The sequence below is a fragment of the Streptomyces sp. NPDC007205 genome (assembly GCF_040634095.1).
Lineage (GTDB): Bacteria > Actinomycetota > Actinomycetes > Streptomycetales > Streptomycetaceae > Streptomyces.
This window is the reverse complement of sequence record NZ_JBEYEW010000004.1, coordinates 448,293-467,349: the sequence shown is the minus strand read 5'-3', so window position 1 is coordinate 467,349 and position 19,057 is coordinate 448,293. Positions and strand designations below refer to the sequence as shown.

The following is a 19,057-nucleotide window of genomic DNA, read 5'->3' as shown; positions in this document are numbered from 1 at the left end:
GGGCGTCAACACCCGCACGAAGAAGATCATGAGGCAGATGCACGGCCGCGCCGGCTTCCCGCTCCTACGCCAGCGGATCCTGCTCCAATGATCAACACGAAGCGTTACCACCGATTACGGGCCAGAGCCTTTTCCCTGACACCCGCCGAGCTGTCCGCTCTCTCTTTCCACGACGTCGAGAAGTTCCGTATCGATCCCAGCACGTTCTCCGACGAACAGCGCGCGGTCGCGGCCGCCAACAGGGCCGCACTGCAGGTCTACTCGGGCCCGCACACCATGGCCGATCCCACCCTGCGCGAGCGCCTGGCCAAGGTCACGCCCCCGGTCCTCGTCGCGTGGGGCGAGAGCGACCAGGTCGTCGACACCGCGTACGGACGCGCGTACGCCGCCGCCATCCCCGGCGCCCGGTTCGAGATCCTCCCCCGCACCGGTCACATGCCCCAGATCGAGACTCCTGGGCAACTCGTCCCTGTGGTCTGGGACTTCGCGGAGGCACACGCAACCCATCGGCCCACCAACTGAGCGCGGGAGCCCACGTGTCCGATCCCGTACGGGGGCGGCGTGCCCCCGTCCTCGCCGTCTGCTGCCTGAGCGTGCTGCTGGTCAGTCTCGACGTCACCGTCCTCAACGTCGCACTTCCCTCGATGCAGCGGTCCCTGGACGCGTCCGTCTCCGGCCTGCAGTGGACGCTCGACGCGTACACCATCGTCCTGGCCTCGCTGCTGACCCTGGCCGGCGCCACCGCCGACCGCGTCGGGCGGCGGCGCGTCTTCCAGTTCGGTCTCGTGCTGTTCACCGGCGGGTCGGCCCTGTGCAGTCTGGCGCCCACGACGGGATGGCTGGTCGTCTTCCGTATGGTGCAGGCGGTGGGCGGCAGCATGCTCACCCCCGTCGCCATGGCCATCCTCGCCAACACCTTCACCGCACCAAGGGAGCGGGCGCGGGCCATCGGCGTCTGGGGCGGGGTGGTCGGCCTGAGCATGGCGGCCGGGCCGGTCCTCGGCGGGGTAGTGGTGGAGTGGGCCGGATGGCGGTCGGTGTTCTGGCTGAACGTGCCGGTCGGGCTGGCCGCGCTGACGCTCGCCGCGCTGTTCGTCCCGGAGTCCCGCGCGCATACGGCCCGACGCGCCGACCCCGTGGGCCAGTTGCTGGTGATCGTCCTGCTCGGCGCACTGACGTACGCCATCATCGAGGTGCCCGGCGAGGGCTGGACCGCGCCGATCGTGGCCTGCCTGATCGTGGCAGCGGGCGCGCTGGCCGTCTTGGTCCCGTACGAGAACCGGCGCGCGGAACCGCTGATCGACCCGCGGCTCTTCCGCAGCGCACCGTTCAGCGGGGCCACCGCGACAGCGGTCCTCGCCTTCGGCGCGCTCGGCGGCTTCCTGTTCGCCAACACCCTCTACCTGCAAGGGGTGGTGGGACTGACCGCCCTGGGCACCGGGCTGCACCTGCTGCCGATGGCGATACTGTCCCTGGTGTGCCCGCCGCTGTCGGGGCGGATCGTGGGCAGTCGCGGTCCACGGATTCCCCTTGTGCTCGCGGGGGCCGGCATCGCCGCCAGCGGTGTACTGGCCGTCGCCGTCACCCGCTCCGCCCATCCCTCGGACATCCTGCTGTACGTCACATACGGACTGTTCGGTCTCGGCTTCGGCTTCGTCAACGCACCGATCACCTACACCGCGGTGTCCGGCATGCCGCGCGCCCGGGCCGGGGTCGCCGCCGCGGTCGCCGCGACCAGCCGTCAGGTCGGATCCTCGCTCGGCGTCGCGGTGATCGGCGCCGCAGTCGCATCCGGCGCGCGGCCCACGGCCTGGTGGATCATCGCCGGGTGCGGGGCGGCCATCCTGGTACTGGGCACCGTCACCTCCGGCCGCTGGGCCGCCGCCACCGCAGAACGTGTCGCCGCCCAACTCAAGCCCAACCCGCCGCGCGCCACGGCGGACACCACCGGGTGACCGTCACCGGTCTCACGGCCCTTCGCGAGCTGGGAGTGCGCGTCCGACACAGTTGCCGCCTGCCGGATTCGTGCCGGAACGTTGATCGCCTGGGTCGCTGGTGTCGACATGTGGCCCGCGCAGCTTGCTGCGAGCGACGATCCGGCCCTACCGGCCGTCATACGAAGGCGCGGGCGTGCTCTTGCCAAACGTCAACGCGGCCCACGGACCTCCAGCTCTGTCGACTCCTCGCGCAGCCATCATCGTCCCGGCACCGGACGCGGTCGCCTCAGACCCGGAGGCGACGGAAAAAGCGTTGCTGAACGTCCCCTGGGAACTGGGTGGCGAAGTTCTCGACTGGTTCGCCTGGAGCCCGATCCTCGGTTTCTCGTCCACCGCGCATACGGCCGCGTTCGCCGGCGGCGCCAGATACAACCCGACCACGTCACGGATCTTGTCGATCAGCAAGGGGTCCGGGGAGAGCTTGCAGTCCTGGGTGCGCCAGGGCTGCAGCCCGAAGGCCCGCCAGATCCGCAGCACGCTCGCCGGTGAGATCCCCACCCGCTGGGCCGGCGTTCGCTTCGACCAGTGGGTGGCTCCCTCGGGCACCTCCGGTCTCCGGTCGGTATGGCCGGCGGCTTCGTGGTCGGCCTGGCACTCGGACTGGCGGCCTCGATCGTCGCCGGACTCACCGCGGGAATTACCGTCGGTCTCATGGCCGGAGCGCTAAGCACGCTCATCGCCGGGCTTGCTGGAGCACCGACGGACCTGACCGTGGCAGGTGCCCCGTACGCCACGCTGAAGCGGGACTTCCGTACTTTCGGGGTCATCGCAGTAACAACGACCCTGGCAATCGGGTCGATCGTCGAATTGGTGACCGGGCTGGCGGTCACAACTGAGAAGCACCTGGACACGAGCTCATTCGTGTTGCTCACAGCCGGAGTCGTTCCGGGTGTCTGGATGGGCCTCGTCTCCGGCCTCGCACTGGCACTCGCTCAGGCCGCGTGGGGTTCTTTTGCTCTCGTGCACTGCTGGTTGGCCCTGCGTGGCCGACTGCCGTGGCGGCTGATGAGCTTCCTCGCCGATTCTCATGAACGCGGGGTTCTACGCCAGGTGGGAGCTGTTTACCAGTTTCGTCACGCTGAGCTACAGCGCCGGCTAGCCAGATGATTCCCGGGTTCAAAGCCTGCCAGGGGCACCAGCGGAAAAGCCCCTGCAGAATGCCTCCCCAGCGGGCCGGAGGCACCGAGGCGGACCATCAGCCGCGGCGAGCGTCGTGCCGGAACCTGCTGCGGCGCTCGCGAACAGGCGGCACCTTCCGTATGGGACGCGGTACCCGCAGTTCAGCGGAACAACCAGGTCAGCACCGCTGTCATCAGGAACACGACGACCGCCGCAAGCCAGACCATCAGGGGCGTCGGCCCCGAAGACCTGACCGGCGCCCACTCCTCTTCCTCCCGTGACAGCAGCGCATCCGCGAACGCCTGCGCGGTCTGCGGTCGTTCGTCAGGTTCAACGGACAGCGCAGCGCGAAGCAGTGTTTCGATGCCATCCGGAACCCCCAGCTCTCTGGGAAGGGTCGGCAACGACGTCGTCGACGTCTGCTGCGTCACAAGGACTGTGCGACCGCCCGACCCGAACGGCTTGCGTCCGGTCAGCAACTCGAACGCGACGACACCGAGGGCGTACACATCGGCTCGACCGTCGAACCCACCCGTCTGGAAGGCCTGTTCGGGCGCCATGTACGCGGGAGTGCCGGTGGTGACTGTCAGCCCCGACGCATCGGCCAGTTGCTTGGCGCTGCCGAGGTCCGCGACAAGTACGGCGGCAGGCGTGCGGCCGGCGTCGAGCAGGAGGTTCGACGGCTTGATGTCGCGGTGGATGACGCCCGCGTCATGGAGCACCTGAACTGCGTACCCGGCCTCGGCCGCGAGCCGGAGCGCCTCCGCAGGCCGGCAGTGCCCTGTCTTCTCGGCCAGCGTGCCGCCTCGGACGTAGTCCATGACGAAGTACGGCCGGTCGTCCTGGACGCCGACGTCGTGCACGCGCACGACACGTGGGCTGGAGATCCTGCGGAGCAGCCTCGCCTCCGCCAGGAAGCGCTGTCGTACATCGGCGTTCGACGCCCAGTTGTCGGCCAGCACCTTGACCGCGACATCAGTGTCGAGCTCAGGGTCGTATGCCTTCCAGACGGTGGCGAACGAACCGGCTCCCAGCCTGTCCTCAAGGAGATAACGACCTAGCTTCTGCATGTGGCAACATTTTTCCCGGGGCGATGTGGCGGATGTGGCTGGCTGTAGTCGGGAACTTCGGTGCGACCCAGTGGGGTCCAGGTCGGACGATAGCGGGGGGACAGCAGGGTGTTCGAGGAGGATGAGCTGACGCACCTTGTGGCGTCTGCCCAGGCAGGTGACCGGGCGTCCCTGGACCGCCTCCTCGTCAGGCTTCGGCCCACCGTGATGCGCCGCTGCTCCCGGTTTCTTCCGCACCACGCCGACGCCGAAGAGGCCGCGCAGGATGCCCTGTTGTCCATCAGCACACATCTGCACGAGTACACCGGGCGAGGCTCGTTCCTCGGCTGGGTGACAGTGATCGCCTCGAACGCCGCCAGGTCCACGTATCGCTCGATGCGCCGACGCGCGGAGGACAGTCATGCCGTCGTTCCCGACGGTGTCGACCCACGGACGACGAGCGTCATCGCGGGGACCCGCCTGGACCTGATGGAGTCGCTGGCCGCACTGGAGGAGCGGCACCCGGCCCTGGTGGAGTCCTTCGTGCTCCGCGATCTCGGAGACCTGACCTATCTTCAGGTCGCCCAGATCACCGGCGCTCCTTTGGGCACGGTCAAGGACCGCATCCATCAGGCCCGTCGCTTCATGCGGGACCGCCTTGGCGGTGGCCTCTGAGACGCCCCGGCTTGCCGCTCACCCGGCATCAGCTCGACCGCGGGCCGGGAGGTGCCGCCGTGCGTCCTCGGACGATCGTCGTCATCCTGGCGGTAGCCATCGGACTCGGCCTGTTGACCGGCCGGTTCGTCCTGCCCGCGCCCTCTGCTCCGGCCACCCCGACGATGACGCCAGGCGCTGCGGCGTCCTCGCCGGGCAACGGCTCTCCGACGCCGAGGCCCGCGAGCGGGCCCATGACGGACCGGCACTTGTTGACAGCGGCCGAGTTCAGGAAGGTTGGTCTCTCCAAGCGCATCTACGTGCGGGATCGTGTCGGAGACGGCAACTACGCCAACGCGACCTGCGCCGGCGAGAAGACCCTCGGCGAGACGCTGGGATCGTACGGCGCGCACTTCCGCGGGTTGGTGACGAGCAAGGACACAGGCCACGACGACCCTACCGAGGCGGCGAACATCGACGATCAGGTCGCGCGCGAAGTCGCCGACGACGCCGGAAGCCGCGCACTGGCTCATAACTACGCGGAACGCCTGCTGTTGGAGGAAGTGCCGTGCCAGAGCGAGCCCGCCACCCACTGGATCTACGGGCCGACGCACACGATCGACGTCGCTGTGGACATCACCGCGAGTTGGATGGGTGTGTACGACGGCGACCTGAACACCACAGGGACCGCACCACGAGGCAAGGAGCCGTGTGGAGGCGTCGCCATACTCCGCAACGGCTCGCACTACGGGGTCCTGGAGATTGATGCCTGCCTGGACACGGCTGCGATGACGCGGATCGTCCGTACGGCCGTGACACGGCTCTGAGACCACCCCCGCCCCACCAGTGGACGTGACATGGATCACGTCGATCGTGGCAGATCACCATCCAACATCTCCCGTACCGCCGGCATCTCCCAGATGTACGACGACGCCCACCGCGTCGCGACCAGACAGGAGATGAGATGTTCGACAACCAGGCAGCCCGCAGGACGATCACGCGTCGCGGTCGTACCGCAGGAATAGCCGCCTCCGTCGGTGCCGCCCTGATAGCGGTCGGCATCGGCGCGCTCCCCGCCGCCGGCGCGGACACGAGTTCTGCGAGCCGGTCGGCAACCGCCCTTGCCACCGCTCCTGCCGAACCCGGCCTCGGCTCCGCCGGCCTGGTGCAGAGTGACGACTTCTTCCAGCAGGGCCTGGCCCCGGTCCGCGCGACGGTGGATCTGACCGGGAAGCAAGCTCTCTCGGCATGCTCCGGCGAGGAGACGATGCGAGAGCTGACCAAGGGGAAGGCCGCCGCCTATGCCGACGTGACCTGGACCTTCGAGACCAAAGGCACCTCGCTGACCGAATCCGTCGCGGACGGTTCCACCGACACATCGGCGGCCTCGTACGAGAAGCAGCTCGACAAGCTGGTGCGCGGCTGCCAGGACGAGCCGCATGGTCACTGGTACTACGGCAAGGGGCGCACGATCACCGTCAAGGCCGGCGAGGGCAGTTGGTACCCGGCCTTCAGCGGCGACGGCAAGGTTGCCGGCGGCGTCGCGGTGATCCGCAGCGGCCACAGGTTCGGCATCGTCGAACTCACCGGTCAGCCCAGCGACGACCCCGGCTACATGGAGGGCATCACCGCCGGTGCCGTCAACCGGCTGGCCGACTGATCTGGTCCGGGCGGTTCCGGGAGCTGTTCACGTGGGTGCTGCCCCCGGTCCTGGGACCGTCCGGGCCCGACGGCTCTGCATCCCGCGGCGCTTGGCGGCCTCTTTGGTGATCGCCAGGTCCTCGGGGTCGGCATGGACATTGGTGCGCTTCATGGACATGTACCAAGCATGGTCCATGCGCGGATCGACGAACTTCCGCAGCCCGCCGGCGGCCCAGCCGACCGCGACGGCCGCCCCTCGCTCGCCCGGACGGCCGCGGGGGCTCCCTCGGTCACCCGCACGAGACCGGTCTGCATCCGGGCCCGCGGCAGACTGCTGCCCCCGGTGATCGAACTCCTGAAGCGGTGGTCAAGTGCCGGGTGCGCCGGGCGCGGAACGGGGGGCCTCCAGGCGGAGCACGAGTGCACGCAGGGCGCGGAGTTCGGCGTCCAGGGCCTGCGCACCTTCGCGGGTGAGGGTCACCCACGTTCGGGGGCGCCGACCGGCGTAGCCCTTCTCCAGGTTGATCATTCCCGACTCCTCCAGCACCTTCAGGTGCCGGGAGAGATTGCCGTCGGTGACGGCCAGTTGCTTCTTCATGAAGCTGAACTCGACCCGGTCGGCCTCCCGGGCAATGGTGAGGACGCCGAGCCGCACACGCTGGTGGACGGTGTCATCCAGTGCCTGGGTGGGATGCAGGCCCTCTTGGTCGTCCCGCGCAGCGGTCGGGTCCTCCACGCTCATGAGACGACCGTACCCGCACCGGCTACACCGGGCGCTCCCCGGCGGCGGACCACCGCCCACTCGCACAGACCGGCGAGGAGCAGGATGGCGGCGAGCAGAAAGGCCTTGGCCTGTGGTCCGTCGGCCCAGCCTGGCTCGGCGGGGTGCTGCCACGGCAGCCATCCGCTGCCCCAGGAGGCTCCCAGGTACCCGGTGAGCAGCAGCGCGTGAGCGGTGCCGGCCGCTGCGGCGATCCCACTGCGTTCGGCCATGCCGAGGGCGAGGAGACCGATGCCGACCAGGTACCACGGGGAGGCGTAGCTGTTCTCCAGCAGCATGGCCTCCCACGGCTGGTCCTTGCCGAACAGCAGCACCGCCAGGGCGGCCGTGATCACTGTGGTGGCTGTGGCGGTCACGCGGACCCACATGCCGCGCCGGGGAACGATGCCCCGGGCCTCGCCCCGCAGGCGGTACCAGCGGGCGAAGACGAACCATGCGAGGGGGAGAAGCGCGAACCACAGGCCCCAGGCCGCGAAGCGCAGTACGGCGCCGTCGAACTCACCCTTCAGACAGGGCGTCCCCGGTTCGTGAACGACGCACAGACCGGTCAGCTCGGCGTAGGCGAAGGCCGGATAAGAACCGATGTTGCGCCCGTGGGCTCCGAAGTTGAAGGCGTACCGGGCGATCGGAACAGCCGCCAGTGCGAGGAGCCCGAAGCCAAGGAGAGGAGACCATGCACCGTTTGTTTGCGTGCGGGTCCTGACCCGGAGACCTTCCGTCGCAGCCAACAAGGCGGCCGCGGCCGCCCTCGGTTCCGATTCCGCGCCGCTCTGTGCGGATGTCCCCATCTGTCCCCCTTGTGGTCGGCGCTTTGGCAGCGCTGATGAGCGGGCCCCCGAACGGCCGCCCGCCGAGATGAACTTTGCAGCACAAAGTACACTGCGATCAAGAGCAAGCCGAGCCGGCCGGCACCAGTGGGCCCGGTCAAGTGGCAACCCCGGTAAGCCGGCTGACAGCCCGAGGAGACATCAGCGCCTACTGCGCCCCATGGTTCGGGACGGACAAGTCATGCCGACAACGTCGGCCGGGAAAGCCCCCGGCGGCCCCGTAGTCTCCGGATCTCGTCACGGGCCGTAGGACGCCACGGCCGCCATCAGGTACTCGGCGTCCGCCGCGGCCAGCTCCGGCGGCACGACCAGCAGGTTCCGTCGGCCGTGGTCCGGGTCGAGCAGGCACACGGTGTACCGGCGCCGCCACACGGACTCCCTGCGCAGTCTTACGACGTGGTGGCCGACGAGTATCCGTCCCGGCGAATCCGCCCACCTCTGCGCGTTCACGGTGACGTCGACGATCTTCCCCCACTCTCGGGGCAAGGCACCGATCAGCGGCGGGAGTTCGGACAACAGGTCACGGGAGCGGGGCCACCATGCCCCGTCGACGCGCAGCGACACCGCACCGCGCGGCGCCAGCCGCAGACGGGCCATGGGCAGGGAGGGCGGGGGCTGAAGGACGGCGGCCATCAAGGCGCTCCTGACTGGGGGCACGGCCCTGCGGACGTGCCCGGGGTGTCCGCGGCGGACCGCGGGGCGAGGGGGCGGCCCGGCGTACGACGCGCCCTCGGTTCTTCACCGTAACTCCGCCCGGCGGGAAAGGAGCCGTCGCCGACGGGCACCCGCGCACATCCCCGAAGCGGCGTCGCGGGCCCCCTCGACACCAGTACGCTGGCCACACGGCAGCCCGTGACCCCGGCCCTCTCCGCGCAGTACCGCTCCGCGCAACAGAGGCTCTGCGCAAGGTGAAAGCCAACCTCCTCAGAGGAGATGGGGCTATGGGCCCGTATCCCGACCTGTTCGACGAGTGCCGAGTGGTTCGCGTCGGCGGCGAACTGGACCTGATCACCGCGCCGGGCTTCGCTCGGGCTCTGCAGGAGGGCCGTTCCGGCACCGGCCGGCTGTTCCTCATCGTCGACCTGAGCGCCGTGACCTTCGTGGACGGCAGCGTCCTGGACCCGCTGTGCGCAGCGTGGGAGGACTGCCGGAAGCGGCACGGGTGGGTGCGCCTCGTGCACACCCTGCCGGGCGCGGTACTCCTGCTGCGGGCCGGCGGTCTCCTGGACCGGTTCCCCCGGTACGCCAGCGCCCAGGACGCCTGGCAGGGCATCCCGGCCGACCGCGCGGAGACGGCCCGCCCCGCATGATGTCCGCCCGGAGTCAGGGGGCACCGTGCCGTGCGGAGCACCGGCGGCGGCAGAACGGGAAACGGTGACCAGCGACGGTATGGCCGAGGTCCCGCGGTCGCTGCGCGCGGGCTCGGACGCGGACGCGGGCAGCGACCCGCCCCCGGCGAGTGCGCGGGCGTTGGGCGCCGAGGGCGTCGCGCTGTCGCTGCTCGTGGATGGCGGCCGGACGGCCGAGCCGGTCGGCTGCCACCCGGAAGTGAGCCCCACGCATCCACGGGGTGTGCTGCTTCCCGCTCGGTTTCGGAGCTGTCCGGAGGGGCGTACTGACCGTGCTGTGCGGCGCGGAACGGACGATGAGCGGGCAGCAGTCGGCGGACGCCACGGCGGCGGCCGCCGCGCTGACCGGCATGTACCTGAACGGGAACCGGCACGGCGGCCGCGGCAAGGACGGCCACGGGTCCGGTTCCCTGCCGGCTCAGCCGACCGGGCTGAACCGCCCGGCCGCCCACCGGGCCACGGGACTGACCAGCGTCCAGCTCGGCTTGCCGCTGGAGGAGGCCCTCCTGTGTCTGCGGGCCTACGCGTACAGCGGTGAGCGTCCCCTCGGGGAAGGGGCGACCGACCTGGTCGCCCCCATGCTCCGTTTCGACGACGACACGAACGGGCCGTATTCGCCCGACGGTGGAAGGGATGATCGCCATGGCCCGCGAACGACGTCTGGCCGAGATCTTCGTGGAGGTCGCGGACTCCCTCGTCGAGGACTTCGACGTCATCGATCTGCTGCAACGGCTGTCGACGCGCTGCGTGGAGCTCCTGGACGTCTCGGCGGCCGGGATCCTGCTCGTGGACGCGCACGGCGAACTACAGATCATCGCCGCCTCCGACGAGCGCACACGCGTCCTCGAACTGTTCGCGCTCCAGCACGACCAGGGCCCCTGTGTGGAGTCCTACCGCACCGGAAAGGCCCGGGCGAACATCGACCTGAGCCGCCCGGAGACGACGCGGGACTGGCCCCGCTTCGCCGCACGGGCCCGGGATGCGGGGTACGCCGTCACACACGCGCTGCCGCTGCGCCTGCGCAACCGGGTCGTCGGCGCGCTCAACCTCTTCCAGGGGACGCCTCGCCGCCTCGGCGACGACGACATCGCACTCGGTCAGGCGCTGGCCGACGTGGCCACCATCGCGATCCTTCAACAGCGCACCCTGGAACAGTCACACGTCGAGAACAGCCAGCTGGAGACCGCCCTGACCAACCGCGTCATGGTGGAACAGGTCAAGGGCGTGCTGGCCGAGCGCTGGCACACCTCGGTGGACGACGCCTTCGCCGCGTTCCGCTCCTACGCGCGCGCCCACCAGCTGCGTCTGTCGGACCTCGCCGCCCGGATCGTCTCGGGCGGCTTTGACACCGTGGTCATCCCGGTGCCCGAGCAGCCCGGTGGCCGCGGAGCCGGCTGACCCGCGGCGGATCCCTGCACCGCGTGCAGATAGTTGGGCGTGTTCGCGAAGGTGTCCTTGCCGACCATGATGTTGCCCAGCGCGGTGGAACGGATGACGGTGACGTCCGCGTCCGGACACGTACGAGTAAGGGTGATTGCGCCATCGTCGGCCGGGTGGTCGACCAGCTCCGCCGATCACAGGGACTACGGGACTACATGGCCGAGATCACGCGAGACCGGTGAGGGGGGCGCTGGGTTGCCAGGACACGGGCAGGACGATGTCGACGCCGTCACGGCGGGCCAGGGGCAGCAGTCGGCTCATGGTGGTGCCGAGGTCGTCGAGCAGGTAGGGCATGGGGCGCAGTGGACGGTTCAGGCCGAGGAAGAAGTCGTCCCAGTGCACCAGGATGACCCGCCTGGCCCCGGTCGCGGCCACGACCTCGTCCCAGTAGGTGTGGAGGAACTCGACGGGCTGTTTGCCCAGCATGCCGACGCCCAGGTAGATGACGTCGGCGTGGTGACCGCGAAGCGCGCCGGGCCGGTAGTTGGCGCTGGCGTGCAGTAGCACGCGGCCTTGGGGGTGGGTGACGAGCACGGAGTAGGCGGTGCCGGTCTTCCAGGCACCGGCGCGGGCCGGCGGCACCAAGGGCCGGTCGACGGTGCCTGGGTAGTGGTCGCCCGGGCTGTGCACGGAGTCCAGGAAGGTCAGCGTGAAGCTGCCGTAGGTGGCGGTGTCGCCGTCGCCGACCACCCGCAAGGACGACTCCGGGACCCCCAGGCCGCGCCCGACGTTGGCGGTGGACTCCGACCCGACCAGCTCGGCGCCGGTCTCCAGCGCCCACACCGGTGCGTCGAGGGCGTGGTCGTAGTGGGAATGCGCGCACACCACAGCGGCGAGGGCGTCCACCCGCAGCCGCTCGATGGCGGCACGGACCAGCGCACGGTCCGGGGCGATCCTGCCCATGCCCACGCGCAGCATCCCCGGGCGGGTGACGAACCCGTCGCTGAGCACCGAGGTCTCGCCGTCCGACAGCAGCACCGAACTGGTGCCCAGGAAACGAGCGGTGAGCCCCTCACGGTGCGTTGCAGCGCGCGGCCGGTAAGGCAGGTAGGGCCGCAGACTGGGGCGACCGATCGGCACCTTCATATGAGCATCCTCGGGCCCCAGAGGCAGAACTCGTTCTCACCCGTATCCAGTGGAGCATACGTCGGGTTCTCCGCTCGGCGCCGACCAGTTCGTTCGCCGCTGCGCCGGTGGCGGTCAGAAAAGTTCTGCGGGGGTGGGGCCGAGTGACCGGATCGCGGCGTCGCTCGCGGTGGCCAGACGCGCCGGGTCGTGGCCGGCGCGTTCCCGTACCCGCAGGCAGACAGGCAACGGGCCAGGACGTCGCGGATCAGCGCCAGGAGCTCGGGGTCGCCCCGTCCAGGGACACGAAGACGTGCTGTGACAGGGCAGGGGGCATCCGGCGGCTACTCGACGGCCGCGCTGCGGCGTTCGACGAGGACGACGTCGCGCCAGCGGCCGTGGTGGCGGCCGATGCGCTCGCGCGTGCCGATGACGCGGAAGCCGGCCTTGGTGTGCAGGGCGAGGCTGGCGGTGTTCTCGGGGAAGATCCCGGACTGGACGGTCCAGATACCGGCCGCGTCGGTCGAGTCGAGCAGGGCGTGCAGCAGCGCGGCGCCCACGCCTCGGTGGCGGGCGCCCGGGTGGACGTAGAGGGAGTGCTCGACCACCCCCGCGTAGGCGCAGCGGTCGGAGACCGGGACGACAGCGGTCCAGCCGAGTACTCGCCCGGCCTCGTCGAGGGCGACCAGGCGGTGGTCGGCGAGCTTCTTCCGGTCGAACTCCTCCCAGGCCGGGGCGGTCGTCTCGAAGGTCGCATCTCCCTCGTCGATGCCCAGTTGGTAGATGGCCAGGACCTCGGCGGCGTGCTCGGGTCGCATCGCGGCGATGCGGACCGCCGCGTCGGCCGTCATGCGCGCGGCTCCGCGCCGAGGTCGGCGAGCAGGCCCCGGACACGGTTCTCGATCTCGTCGCGGATGGGGCGTACGGCGTCGACGCCCTGCCCGGCGGGGTCGTCCAATGTCCAGTCCAGGTAGGTCTTGCCGGGGAAGACCGGGCAGGTGTCACCGCACCCCATGGTGATCACGACGTCGGACGCCTGTACGGCCTCGACGGTCAGGATCTTCGGAGTCTCGGCGGAGATGTCGATGCCCGCTTCCCGCATCGCTTCGACGACAGCGGGGTTGACCGTGTCGGCCGGGGCCGAGCCGGCGGAGCGGACTTCCACCGCGTCGTCGGCGAGGTGGGTGAGGAAGGCGGCGGCCATCTGGGAGCGGCCGGCGTTGTGGACGCAGACGAAGAGGACGGAGGGCCGGTCGGTGGCGGGCGTGCTGGGCATCGGGGCGTCTTCCTGGGCAGTGGGTCAGAGGAGGGTGGGGGCGGCGAGTTCGGGCTCGTCCTGGACCGACGAGGTGTCGGCCTGCGCAGGGCTCCGTGGCTCGAAGACCAACCCCATGAGCACCAGCCCGAGCACCGCGCCGACTGTCTGCGCCGCTGCGAACGGCGCGACCGAGCCGGGCGCGATGCCGGCGAAGGTGTCCGTGAAGGCCCGTCCGATCGTCACCGCCGGGTTCGCGAACGAGGTCGAGGACGTGAACCAGTACGCCGCTCCGATGTACGACGCCACCGCGACCGGGGCGACGTGAGCACGGCCGACCCTGGACAGGCCGGAGATCAGGAACACCAGGCCGGCGGTGGCGACCATCTCACCCAGCAGCAGGTGGCCGGCCGAGCGGTTGTGCGTCGACCACCGCACCAGCGGCTCGCCGAACATGGCGTCGGCCAGGACCGCACCCGCTATCGCTCCCACGACCTGGGCGGGAACGTATGCGGCCACGTCCCGCACGGTGAGCCCGGCGTCGGCGCGGCGGCCGGTGAACCAGGCCGCGAGCGTGACGACCGGGTTGAAGTGGGCACCGGAAACGGGGCCGAGCAACGTGATGAGCACGCCGAGGCCGAAGACCGTGGCGAGCGAGTTGGCGAGCAACTGCACGCCGACGTCGTGCGACAGTTCGGTGGCCTGGACGCCCGAACCGACCACCACGGCGACCAACGCCGCCGTGCCGACGGCCTCCGCCAGGGCGCGCCGCCCGAGAGAGGCGCTCACGCGGGTGCCCCCGTGGCCCTCGGCGTCTTCAGGAAGGCGGCCAGGCGGTCGAGGGCCTCCGGCAGCGCCCAGTAGTACACCCAGGTGCCACGGCGCTCGCAGTCGACGAGACCGGCCTGGCGCAGCAGCTTGAGGTGGTGGGAGATCGTCGGCTGGGACAGGTCGAAGGCGGGCGTCATCTCGCACACGCACACCTCACCGCCCTCACGCGAGGCGATCATCGACAGCAGCCGGAGCCGGACCGGGTCGCCCAGGGCCTTGAAGACCTTGGCCAGATCGGCCGCCTGCTCGTCCCCCAACGGTGCGGCAGCCAGCCCCGTGCAGCAGGCGCCGTCCTGGCCGATCACCTCAAGCTCTTGTTTCGACATTCCCCTATGTTGACGTTTCTCGATCCAAGACGGAAGCTTGCATCAAAGAACGTCAATACAGGCCCCCAGGCCCACCCGTACCGGGGGCTCGCACGGGCGTAGAGTGAAAGCACCGGGAGTACTTCGCGCACCGGCCGCCATGCCGGTGTCGTTCCTGGCGAGCAACAGCACCGGGACGTCGAAGACCAGCCCCGGGGACAGGTCCGCGTCATGACCGCGACCATGGATCGTACGATCACCGAAGAGCGGCTGTCCTCAGCGCCGGCCCGGCTGTCCCTGACCCCGCCGGCCTCGGCTCCGGGTCTGCTGGACGGTGCCTGGTGGCCCCGCTCCCGCGATCTCCTCCGGGAGATCCCCGCTCTGACGGAGGCGCTGGACGCGCGCTGGGGCCGGATCACGCGCGTCATCGTGAACCCGGCCCACTGGCCCGTCATCCCGCGCAGGGTGCCTGTCACCGGGCACGTCGTGCACGTCGGCTGGTTCGCCGCCGAGCAGGACCCGAAGAAACTGATCCTCCTCTCCTACACCGTGGGCCGCCTGGACCTGCTGGTGATCCCGCCGGAGACGGAGCCGGCCGCCGCCGCCCGGCTGATGGCGGCAGCAGCCGTTCCGGGGAGCCTCCGCACGGCCAGCGATCTGACGGCCGACGAGGCCATGAGCCGCGACGCGGCAGAGGTCCGGAGCCGGGAAGAGGAATGGGAGACCGACGGAGGAGCCGCTTCGGCGCCTGGGCTCTTGAGTTCCTCCCCGCGGATGAGTTTCTCCCCGAGGCCGAGTTCCTCCCCGAGGAGGTGAGGACGTGGAGACAGTCGTCGCGGTCGCCGTGCTCATCGTCGCGATCATCGCGGGAGTGTTCCTGATCCACCGGCTCAATACGCAGCATGCCGAACGGATCGGTGCTTTCCACTACAGCGACGCCCTACCGGGAATCGGTCGGCGGCACCGGAAGAGGCCGGGGGCGGCCGCCTCGGGTGGGCCCCCTGGCGACGGCACACCCGGTGAGGACCGAGAGGGCGACCGCCGATGACGCAGACCTTCTTCTGGCCGAGGGACGCCCTGGCCAGACGATGTGCGGAGGTGCCGGCACGAAAGGCAGACAGCCATGGCGACACTGCACGAGCGGAAGCACTACCGCGAGGCGATCATGCGGACCCTGTACGAGGCCGTGGAAGGCAATCGCCTCCTCGGCATCACCGGGGCGAAGCTGTGCCACGATCTCGCCATGCCCGCGGAGGACCTGGCGGCGGCCTGCACGTACTTGGCGGTCGAGGGACTGATCGAGGTCGACTGGACACGCGGAAACACGCCCGCGATGGTCACACTGACGCACAAGGGGATCCAGCTCATGGAGGCCGAGGAGGCGCGGGGCTGACGCGGCGCTGACGCGGGGCTGACGCGGCGCTGAGGTGCTTGCGCGTGGACTTGGGTCTTGCGTGGTGGGGGCAGTGGGGAGGTACGCGCGGCGCGTCGAGGAGGGCTGCGGGCGGCGTACGGTGGAAGCACCGAGGGCATCGCGTACTCCGGCCGCCACGCCGGGTCGTCCTCGGCGAGAGAAGAGCCCCGAGCCGTCCGAGCGGTCGGTGCGGAGACGGGTCGGCATCATGTCCGCCGCGGTCGAAGCAAGTTGGCGCACGTTCCTCATGACCGCGCCCGCTCCGCGTGCCCGTGTCCGCCCGCGCCCCTGCCCAGGGGAGGCGTGATGGTCCTTTCCCGGCTGGACATCCACCGGCGGAACCACGGAGAACAGGCACTCGTCACGCTCGCCGGTACGATCGGACCGGCAACGGTGCCACTGCTGCGGGCCGCGCTGGAGCAGTGCCTGCGCGACGGCGTCACCGTCATCGACATCGACCTGACCACGGTCAACTCCTGCGACGCCAAGGGCCTGGACGTGTTCCTGGGCGCGTCCCGGCGCGCCGGCCGGGTGCACGCCTCCCTGCGGCTGCACCACCCGTGCGCACAGATCACCCGGCTCCTCTCCGTCACCGGATCCACTCCCTTGCTCCTCCCGGCCCCCGCGCGTCCCGCGGCGCCCGAGCTGCTCGGCGACCTCATCCGTACCGGGACACGGATGCCTGATGAGCACCCTCGTGGGACGGATCAGCCGGTCCTCAAGGACGGGATCCGTCTGCGTCGGCTGACCCGTTGGCAGGTCGAGGGGGTGCGGGAGGACATCGCGGACCTGGCCATGGCGTCCGTCGCGGGCACCCCCGGCGAGGCGTTCCACGACCGCGGAGACTTCGTGCGCCGCCTGGCGGTCAGTGCCCACCGTCCCGGCTTCGCGCTGTTGGTCGCCGAGACGACGGTGCTGGTCGGTTGCTCCTTCGGATTTCCGGTGGGCCCTGACGGCAACGGCCGCAGAGGGTTCGACCGAACGCTGCAGGAGAGCATCCAACGGCTCACCGCCTGCGCACGATTCGTCGTACTCACTCAGGTCGTCGCCCATCCGCACGCTCAGCACCGCGACATCGCCCGCCGCCTGCAGCAGCGGCTGCTCACCGACCGGCATGCAGCCCTGGGAGTCGCCCTGCTCCATCCGTTCGACCAGGCCGGACAAGCCGTCTTCGAGTCCTGGGGCTGGCAGAACTTCGGAGAGATCGTCGGGCTGCCCGGCCCGGTCGCCCCGTGCGTGCTGGTCCTGCCCGTGGAAAGGCAGTCCCCGGCGAGCCGGTGATCAGGCAAAGGGGCGACGAGCCGGCGGCCGCGACAGCCGAGCCGCCTGCCATCTGCACGACGGTTGAGCGCCGCGCCGTCCGCCACGGCCGGAGTAGGCTGATGTGTACCGGAGAGCCCTTCGGCCGCGCGACCACGGCGGAGCCGTTCCCGGCGAGTGAGACACGCGGGCAGCCGCGAGCCGCCCGGGACGGGATCGCACGATGGACGCCGTCAGCAAGCCCGCCGAGGGTACGTCACCAGGTGACGTACACAGCTATGGGATGCCCTTGCCCCGGCTGAGCCTCACGCCGGATGTCAGCCATGGCCCGCTGGACGGAGCGTGGTGGCCGCGCTGCGACGCGCTGGAACTGGAGTTGCCCGCGCTGGTCGGCTCGTTGGACCCGGCCGTCGGCACCGTCATCCGCGTCACCGTGGACACCACGTCCTGGCCCGATGCCCCGCAGACCGTGCTGGCGCCTGGCCACGTGATCGAGGTGGTCCGGACCGACCTCGCCGCCGAAGCGCATGCCATCACCCTGGACTGCGGCACGGTGGGTCGCTGGGAACTGCTGGTGATCCCACCCGACGAGCCGGCCGGCGCGGCCACCCGGCTGCTGACCGCCGCCGCCGACCCCGAGAACCCGCTGTCGGCGCCGCGCATCCTGGCACTCGCCGAGAACGGCCTCGACGGAGAAGCCACATGGGAGTCGGAAGGAGGCCCCGGACTCAGGTGAGGGCCTGACGCCGTCGGGCCCGTGTGACCGGCCGGCCGCTCCGGCCGTCGACGTCCCCCGGTGGAGCGATGTCACGAGCAACCTCATCGTCGTCCCACCCCGCCGCAACCGGTACGTGCGGATCACGGCGGGTGAGCGGATGACGTCCGGACGGCGCGCGGACCGCTCCGAGAGCTTCGGGGAAGCGCTCCTGGGAGCGGTGCTCGATCGCGCGCACGAGCTGCCTCCCCATCTGATCGGACCGCTGGTCGCCGACGTGGTGGAGCGGTTGGGGGGCCGCCGTCCGCAGGTGCTGCTGCAGGACTACGGCCAGCTGCGGCTCGTACCCCTGCCCGGCGAGGGCCTCACGGACGGGGAACCACAGGTGATCGACGACTCCGCGGCGGGCCGCTGCTTTCTCGACGCGGTCTCCGTCGAACTGCCCGGGGAGGACGGCGTCCGGCTCCATCTGCCGCTGCTGGACGGCGGTGACCAGGTGGGGGTCATGGCAGTGACGCTGGACAGCATCGATGACGACGACCGCCGCCTGCTGCACAGGATCTCCGGCCTGGTGGCCGACCTGCTGGTGACCAAGCACGGCTATTCCGACATGTTCTTCGGCGTCCGACGCGGTGAGGCGATGAGCACCGCCGCGGAGATCCAGTGGTCCCTGCTGCCACCGCTGGCGATGATCATGCCTCGGGTCGCCGTGGCCGGGATCCTGGAACCCGCCTACGACGTGGCCGGCGACAGCTTCGACTACGCGCTCAACGGCGACGTCCTCCACGTGGTCATGATCGACGCGATGGGCCACGGACTGGACGCGGCCACGATGGCCACCGTGGCCATCGGCGCCTACCGCCACGCCCGCCGCCTCGGCATCGGGCTGTCGGCGATCTACGACTTCATGGACCGCGCCGTGGCCAAGCAGTTCGGTCCCGAGCACTTCGTCACCGCGCAAATGATGCAGCTGGACACGACGACGGGACGGGTGCAGTGGGTCAATGCCGGGCACCCGCCGCCGATCCTCGTCCGCGACCACCGCGTCGCGCAGCGCCTGGTCGCCCCGACGACCCTCCCTGTCGGCCTGGGTGGTTCGGAGCCACGGATCAGCGAACTGCGGCTGCAGCGCGGGGACCGCGTCCTGTGCTTCACCGATGGACTGGTCGAGGAGCACAAGGCCGGTGGGGAGGAGTTCGGGGAGGACCAGCTGATCGACTGTGTGAACCATCTGGAGAGGACCGGCCGCGGGGTCCGGGCGGTGACGCGCTCCCTGTCCCACACGCTCAAGCGGGCGCGGGGCGGACACACCACGGATGACGCGACACTGCTCATGGTGGAGTGGCGCGGCTGAC

Annotated in this window: 24 protein-coding genes and 1 pseudogene; 14 read left to right on the top strand and 11 right to left on the bottom strand. The window is 70.4% G+C overall.

The features are described 5' to 3' along the window. Nucleotides 1-87: 87 nt before the first annotated feature. A complete protein-coding gene (locus tag ABZ624_RS10955) occupies nucleotides 88-522 on the top strand; it encodes an alpha/beta fold hydrolase (RefSeq protein ID WP_360085164.1) in 435 nt (144 codons plus the stop codon). Nucleotides 523-536: 14 nt separating this feature from the next. Continuing rightward, on the top strand, nucleotides 537-1,955 hold the full coding sequence (locus ABZ624_RS10950) for a DHA2 family efflux MFS transporter permease subunit (protein ID WP_360085161.1): 1,419 nt from the start codon (nucleotides 537-539) through the stop codon (nucleotides 1,953-1,955). A gap of 354 nt (nucleotides 1,956-2,309) precedes the next feature. On the opposite strand, the pseudogene ABZ624_RS10945 reads toward ABZ624_RS10950, so the two are convergent. Then, a pseudogene (locus tag ABZ624_RS10945) lies at nucleotides 2,310-2,540 on the bottom strand (IS630 family transposase); the annotation flags it as partial. Nucleotides 2,541-2,561: 21 nt separating this feature from the next. Here ABZ624_RS10945 and ABZ624_RS10940 point away from each other — a divergent pair. Further along, entirely contained in the window at nucleotides 2,562-3,104 is a 543-nt protein-coding gene (locus ABZ624_RS10940) for a hypothetical protein (protein ID WP_360085159.1), read from the top strand. Between the two features lie 173 nt (nucleotides 3,105-3,277). On the opposite strand, the gene ABZ624_RS10935 is transcribed toward ABZ624_RS10940, so the two are convergent. Then, entirely contained in the window at nucleotides 3,278-4,186 is a 909-nt protein-coding gene (locus tag ABZ624_RS10935; RefSeq protein WP_360085156.1) for a serine/threonine-protein kinase, read from the bottom strand. Nucleotides 4,187-4,294: 108 nt separating this feature from the next. Between ABZ624_RS10935 and ABZ624_RS10930 the strand changes: the two genes are divergently transcribed. The 3 genes from ABZ624_RS10930 to ABZ624_RS10920 all read left to right on the top strand — a co-directional run bounded on the left by ABZ624_RS10930 (nucleotide 4,295) and on the right by ABZ624_RS10920 (nucleotide 6,479). Beyond that, nucleotides 4,295-4,840 (top strand): RNA polymerase sigma factor, encoded by a 546-nt coding sequence (locus ABZ624_RS10930; protein ID WP_360085153.1) that lies wholly within the window; start codon nucleotides 4,295-4,297, stop codon nucleotides 4,838-4,840. A 59-nt stretch (nucleotides 4,841-4,899) separates the two neighbouring features. Then, a complete protein-coding gene (locus ABZ624_RS10925; RefSeq protein ID WP_360085150.1) occupies nucleotides 4,900-5,646 on the top strand; it encodes a hypothetical protein in 747 nt (248 codons plus the stop codon). A gap of 137 nt (nucleotides 5,647-5,783) precedes the next feature. Next, entirely contained in the window at nucleotides 5,784-6,479 is a 696-nt protein-coding gene (locus tag ABZ624_RS10920; RefSeq protein WP_360085147.1) for a hypothetical protein, read from the top strand. A gap of 27 nt (nucleotides 6,480-6,506) precedes the next feature. Here the strand turns inward: ABZ624_RS10920 and ABZ624_RS10915 are convergent, their stop codons facing one another. The 4 genes from ABZ624_RS10915 to ABZ624_RS10900 all read right to left on the bottom strand — a co-directional run bounded on the left by ABZ624_RS10915 (nucleotide 6,507) and on the right by ABZ624_RS10900 (nucleotide 8,701). Further along, nucleotides 6,507-6,638, bottom strand: a complete 132-nt coding sequence (locus ABZ624_RS10915; RefSeq protein WP_360085220.1) for a hypothetical protein — start codon at nucleotides 6,636-6,638, stop codon at nucleotides 6,507-6,509. Nucleotides 6,639-6,827: 189 nt separating this feature from the next. Continuing rightward, nucleotides 6,828-7,202: a transcriptional regulator gene (locus ABZ624_RS10910; protein WP_360085145.1), complete on the bottom strand. Its 375-nt coding sequence runs from the start codon at nucleotides 7,200-7,202 to the stop codon at nucleotides 6,828-6,830. Beyond that, the gene (locus ABZ624_RS10905; RefSeq protein ID WP_360085142.1) at nucleotides 7,199-8,029 is read right to left on the bottom strand and encodes a hypothetical protein; all 831 of its coding nucleotides are present in this window, start codon (nucleotides 8,027-8,029) and stop codon (nucleotides 7,199-7,201) included. The genes ABZ624_RS10910 and ABZ624_RS10905 overlap by 4 nt, the downstream gene beginning before the upstream one ends. 276 nt (nucleotides 8,030-8,305) lie before the next feature. Continuing rightward, nucleotides 8,306-8,701 (bottom strand): DUF5994 family protein, encoded by a 396-nt coding sequence (locus ABZ624_RS10900; RefSeq protein ID WP_360085139.1) that lies wholly within the window; start codon nucleotides 8,699-8,701, stop codon nucleotides 8,306-8,308. Between the two features lie 308 nt (nucleotides 8,702-9,009). Here ABZ624_RS10900 and ABZ624_RS10895 point away from each other — a divergent pair, with 308 nt between their 5' ends. Together ABZ624_RS10895 and ABZ624_RS10890 are read left to right on the top strand one after the other, a co-directional pair. Beyond that, a complete protein-coding gene (locus tag ABZ624_RS10895) occupies nucleotides 9,010-9,378 on the top strand; it encodes an STAS domain-containing protein (protein ID WP_360085136.1) in 369 nt (122 codons plus the stop codon). A gap of 672 nt (nucleotides 9,379-10,050) precedes the next feature. Next, nucleotides 10,051-10,815 carry a GAF and ANTAR domain-containing protein gene (locus ABZ624_RS10890; RefSeq protein ID WP_360085133.1) on the top strand — a complete coding sequence of 255 codons (765 nt, stop codon included), beginning with the start codon at nucleotides 10,051-10,053 and terminating at the stop codon, nucleotides 10,813-10,815. 207 nt (nucleotides 10,816-11,022) lie between these two features. Here the strand turns inward: ABZ624_RS10890 and ABZ624_RS10885 are convergent, their stop codons facing one another. From ABZ624_RS10885 to ABZ624_RS10865, 5 genes are all read right to left on the bottom strand, one after another. Then, the gene (locus tag ABZ624_RS10885; RefSeq protein ID WP_360085130.1) at nucleotides 11,023-11,943 is read right to left on the bottom strand and encodes an MBL fold metallo-hydrolase; all 921 of its coding nucleotides are present in this window, start codon (nucleotides 11,941-11,943) and stop codon (nucleotides 11,023-11,025) included. 323 nt (nucleotides 11,944-12,266) lie between these two features. Then, on the bottom strand, nucleotides 12,267-12,773 hold the full coding sequence (locus tag ABZ624_RS10880) for an N-acetyltransferase family protein (protein WP_360085127.1): 507 nt from the start codon (nucleotides 12,771-12,773) through the stop codon (nucleotides 12,267-12,269). Continuing rightward, the gene (locus ABZ624_RS10875; RefSeq protein ID WP_360085124.1) at nucleotides 12,770-13,198 is read right to left on the bottom strand and encodes an arsenate reductase ArsC; all 429 of its coding nucleotides are present in this window, start codon (nucleotides 13,196-13,198) and stop codon (nucleotides 12,770-12,772) included. The genes ABZ624_RS10880 and ABZ624_RS10875 overlap by 4 nt, the downstream gene beginning before the upstream one ends. Nucleotides 13,199-13,222: 24 nt before the next feature. Next, nucleotides 13,223-13,966: an MIP/aquaporin family protein gene (locus tag ABZ624_RS10870; protein WP_360085121.1), complete on the bottom strand. Its 744-nt coding sequence runs from the start codon at nucleotides 13,964-13,966 to the stop codon at nucleotides 13,223-13,225. Further along, nucleotides 13,963-14,334 (bottom strand): metalloregulator ArsR/SmtB family transcription factor, encoded by a 372-nt coding sequence (locus tag ABZ624_RS10865; RefSeq protein WP_360085118.1) that lies wholly within the window; start codon nucleotides 14,332-14,334, stop codon nucleotides 13,963-13,965. Before ABZ624_RS10865 ends, ABZ624_RS10870 begins: the two co-directional genes overlap by 4 nt. Nucleotides 14,335-14,544: 210 nt before the next feature. Here ABZ624_RS10865 and ABZ624_RS10860 point away from each other — a divergent pair, with 210 nt between their 5' ends. From ABZ624_RS10860 to ABZ624_RS10835, 6 genes are all read left to right on the top strand, one after another. After that, nucleotides 14,545-15,129 (top strand): DUF5994 family protein, encoded by a 585-nt coding sequence (locus ABZ624_RS10860; protein ID WP_360085115.1) that lies wholly within the window; start codon nucleotides 14,545-14,547, stop codon nucleotides 15,127-15,129. 4 nt (nucleotides 15,130-15,133) lie between these two features. Continuing rightward, nucleotides 15,134-15,361, top strand: coding sequence for a hypothetical protein (locus ABZ624_RS10855; protein WP_360085112.1), 228 nt, complete (start codon nucleotides 15,134-15,136; stop codon nucleotides 15,359-15,361). A 75-nt stretch (nucleotides 15,362-15,436) separates the two neighbouring features. Continuing rightward, on the top strand, nucleotides 15,437-15,706 hold the full coding sequence (locus ABZ624_RS10850; protein ID WP_360085109.1) for a hypothetical protein: 270 nt from the start codon (nucleotides 15,437-15,439) through the stop codon (nucleotides 15,704-15,706). Between the two features lie 327 nt (nucleotides 15,707-16,033). Further along, on the top strand, nucleotides 16,034-17,008 hold the full coding sequence (locus tag ABZ624_RS10845) for an STAS domain-containing protein (protein WP_360085106.1): 975 nt from the start codon (nucleotides 16,034-16,036) through the stop codon (nucleotides 17,006-17,008). A 202-nt stretch (nucleotides 17,009-17,210) separates the two neighbouring features. Continuing rightward, nucleotides 17,211-17,723 carry a DUF5994 family protein gene (locus ABZ624_RS10840; RefSeq protein ID WP_360085103.1) on the top strand — a complete coding sequence of 171 codons (513 nt, stop codon included), beginning with the start codon at nucleotides 17,211-17,213 and terminating at the stop codon, nucleotides 17,721-17,723. A gap of 139 nt (nucleotides 17,724-17,862) precedes the next feature. After that, nucleotides 17,863-19,056, top strand: coding sequence for a GAF domain-containing SpoIIE family protein phosphatase (locus tag ABZ624_RS10835; protein ID WP_360085100.1), 1,194 nt, complete (start codon nucleotides 17,863-17,865; stop codon nucleotides 19,054-19,056). The last annotated feature ends 1 nt before the right edge of the window (nucleotide 19,057 follow it).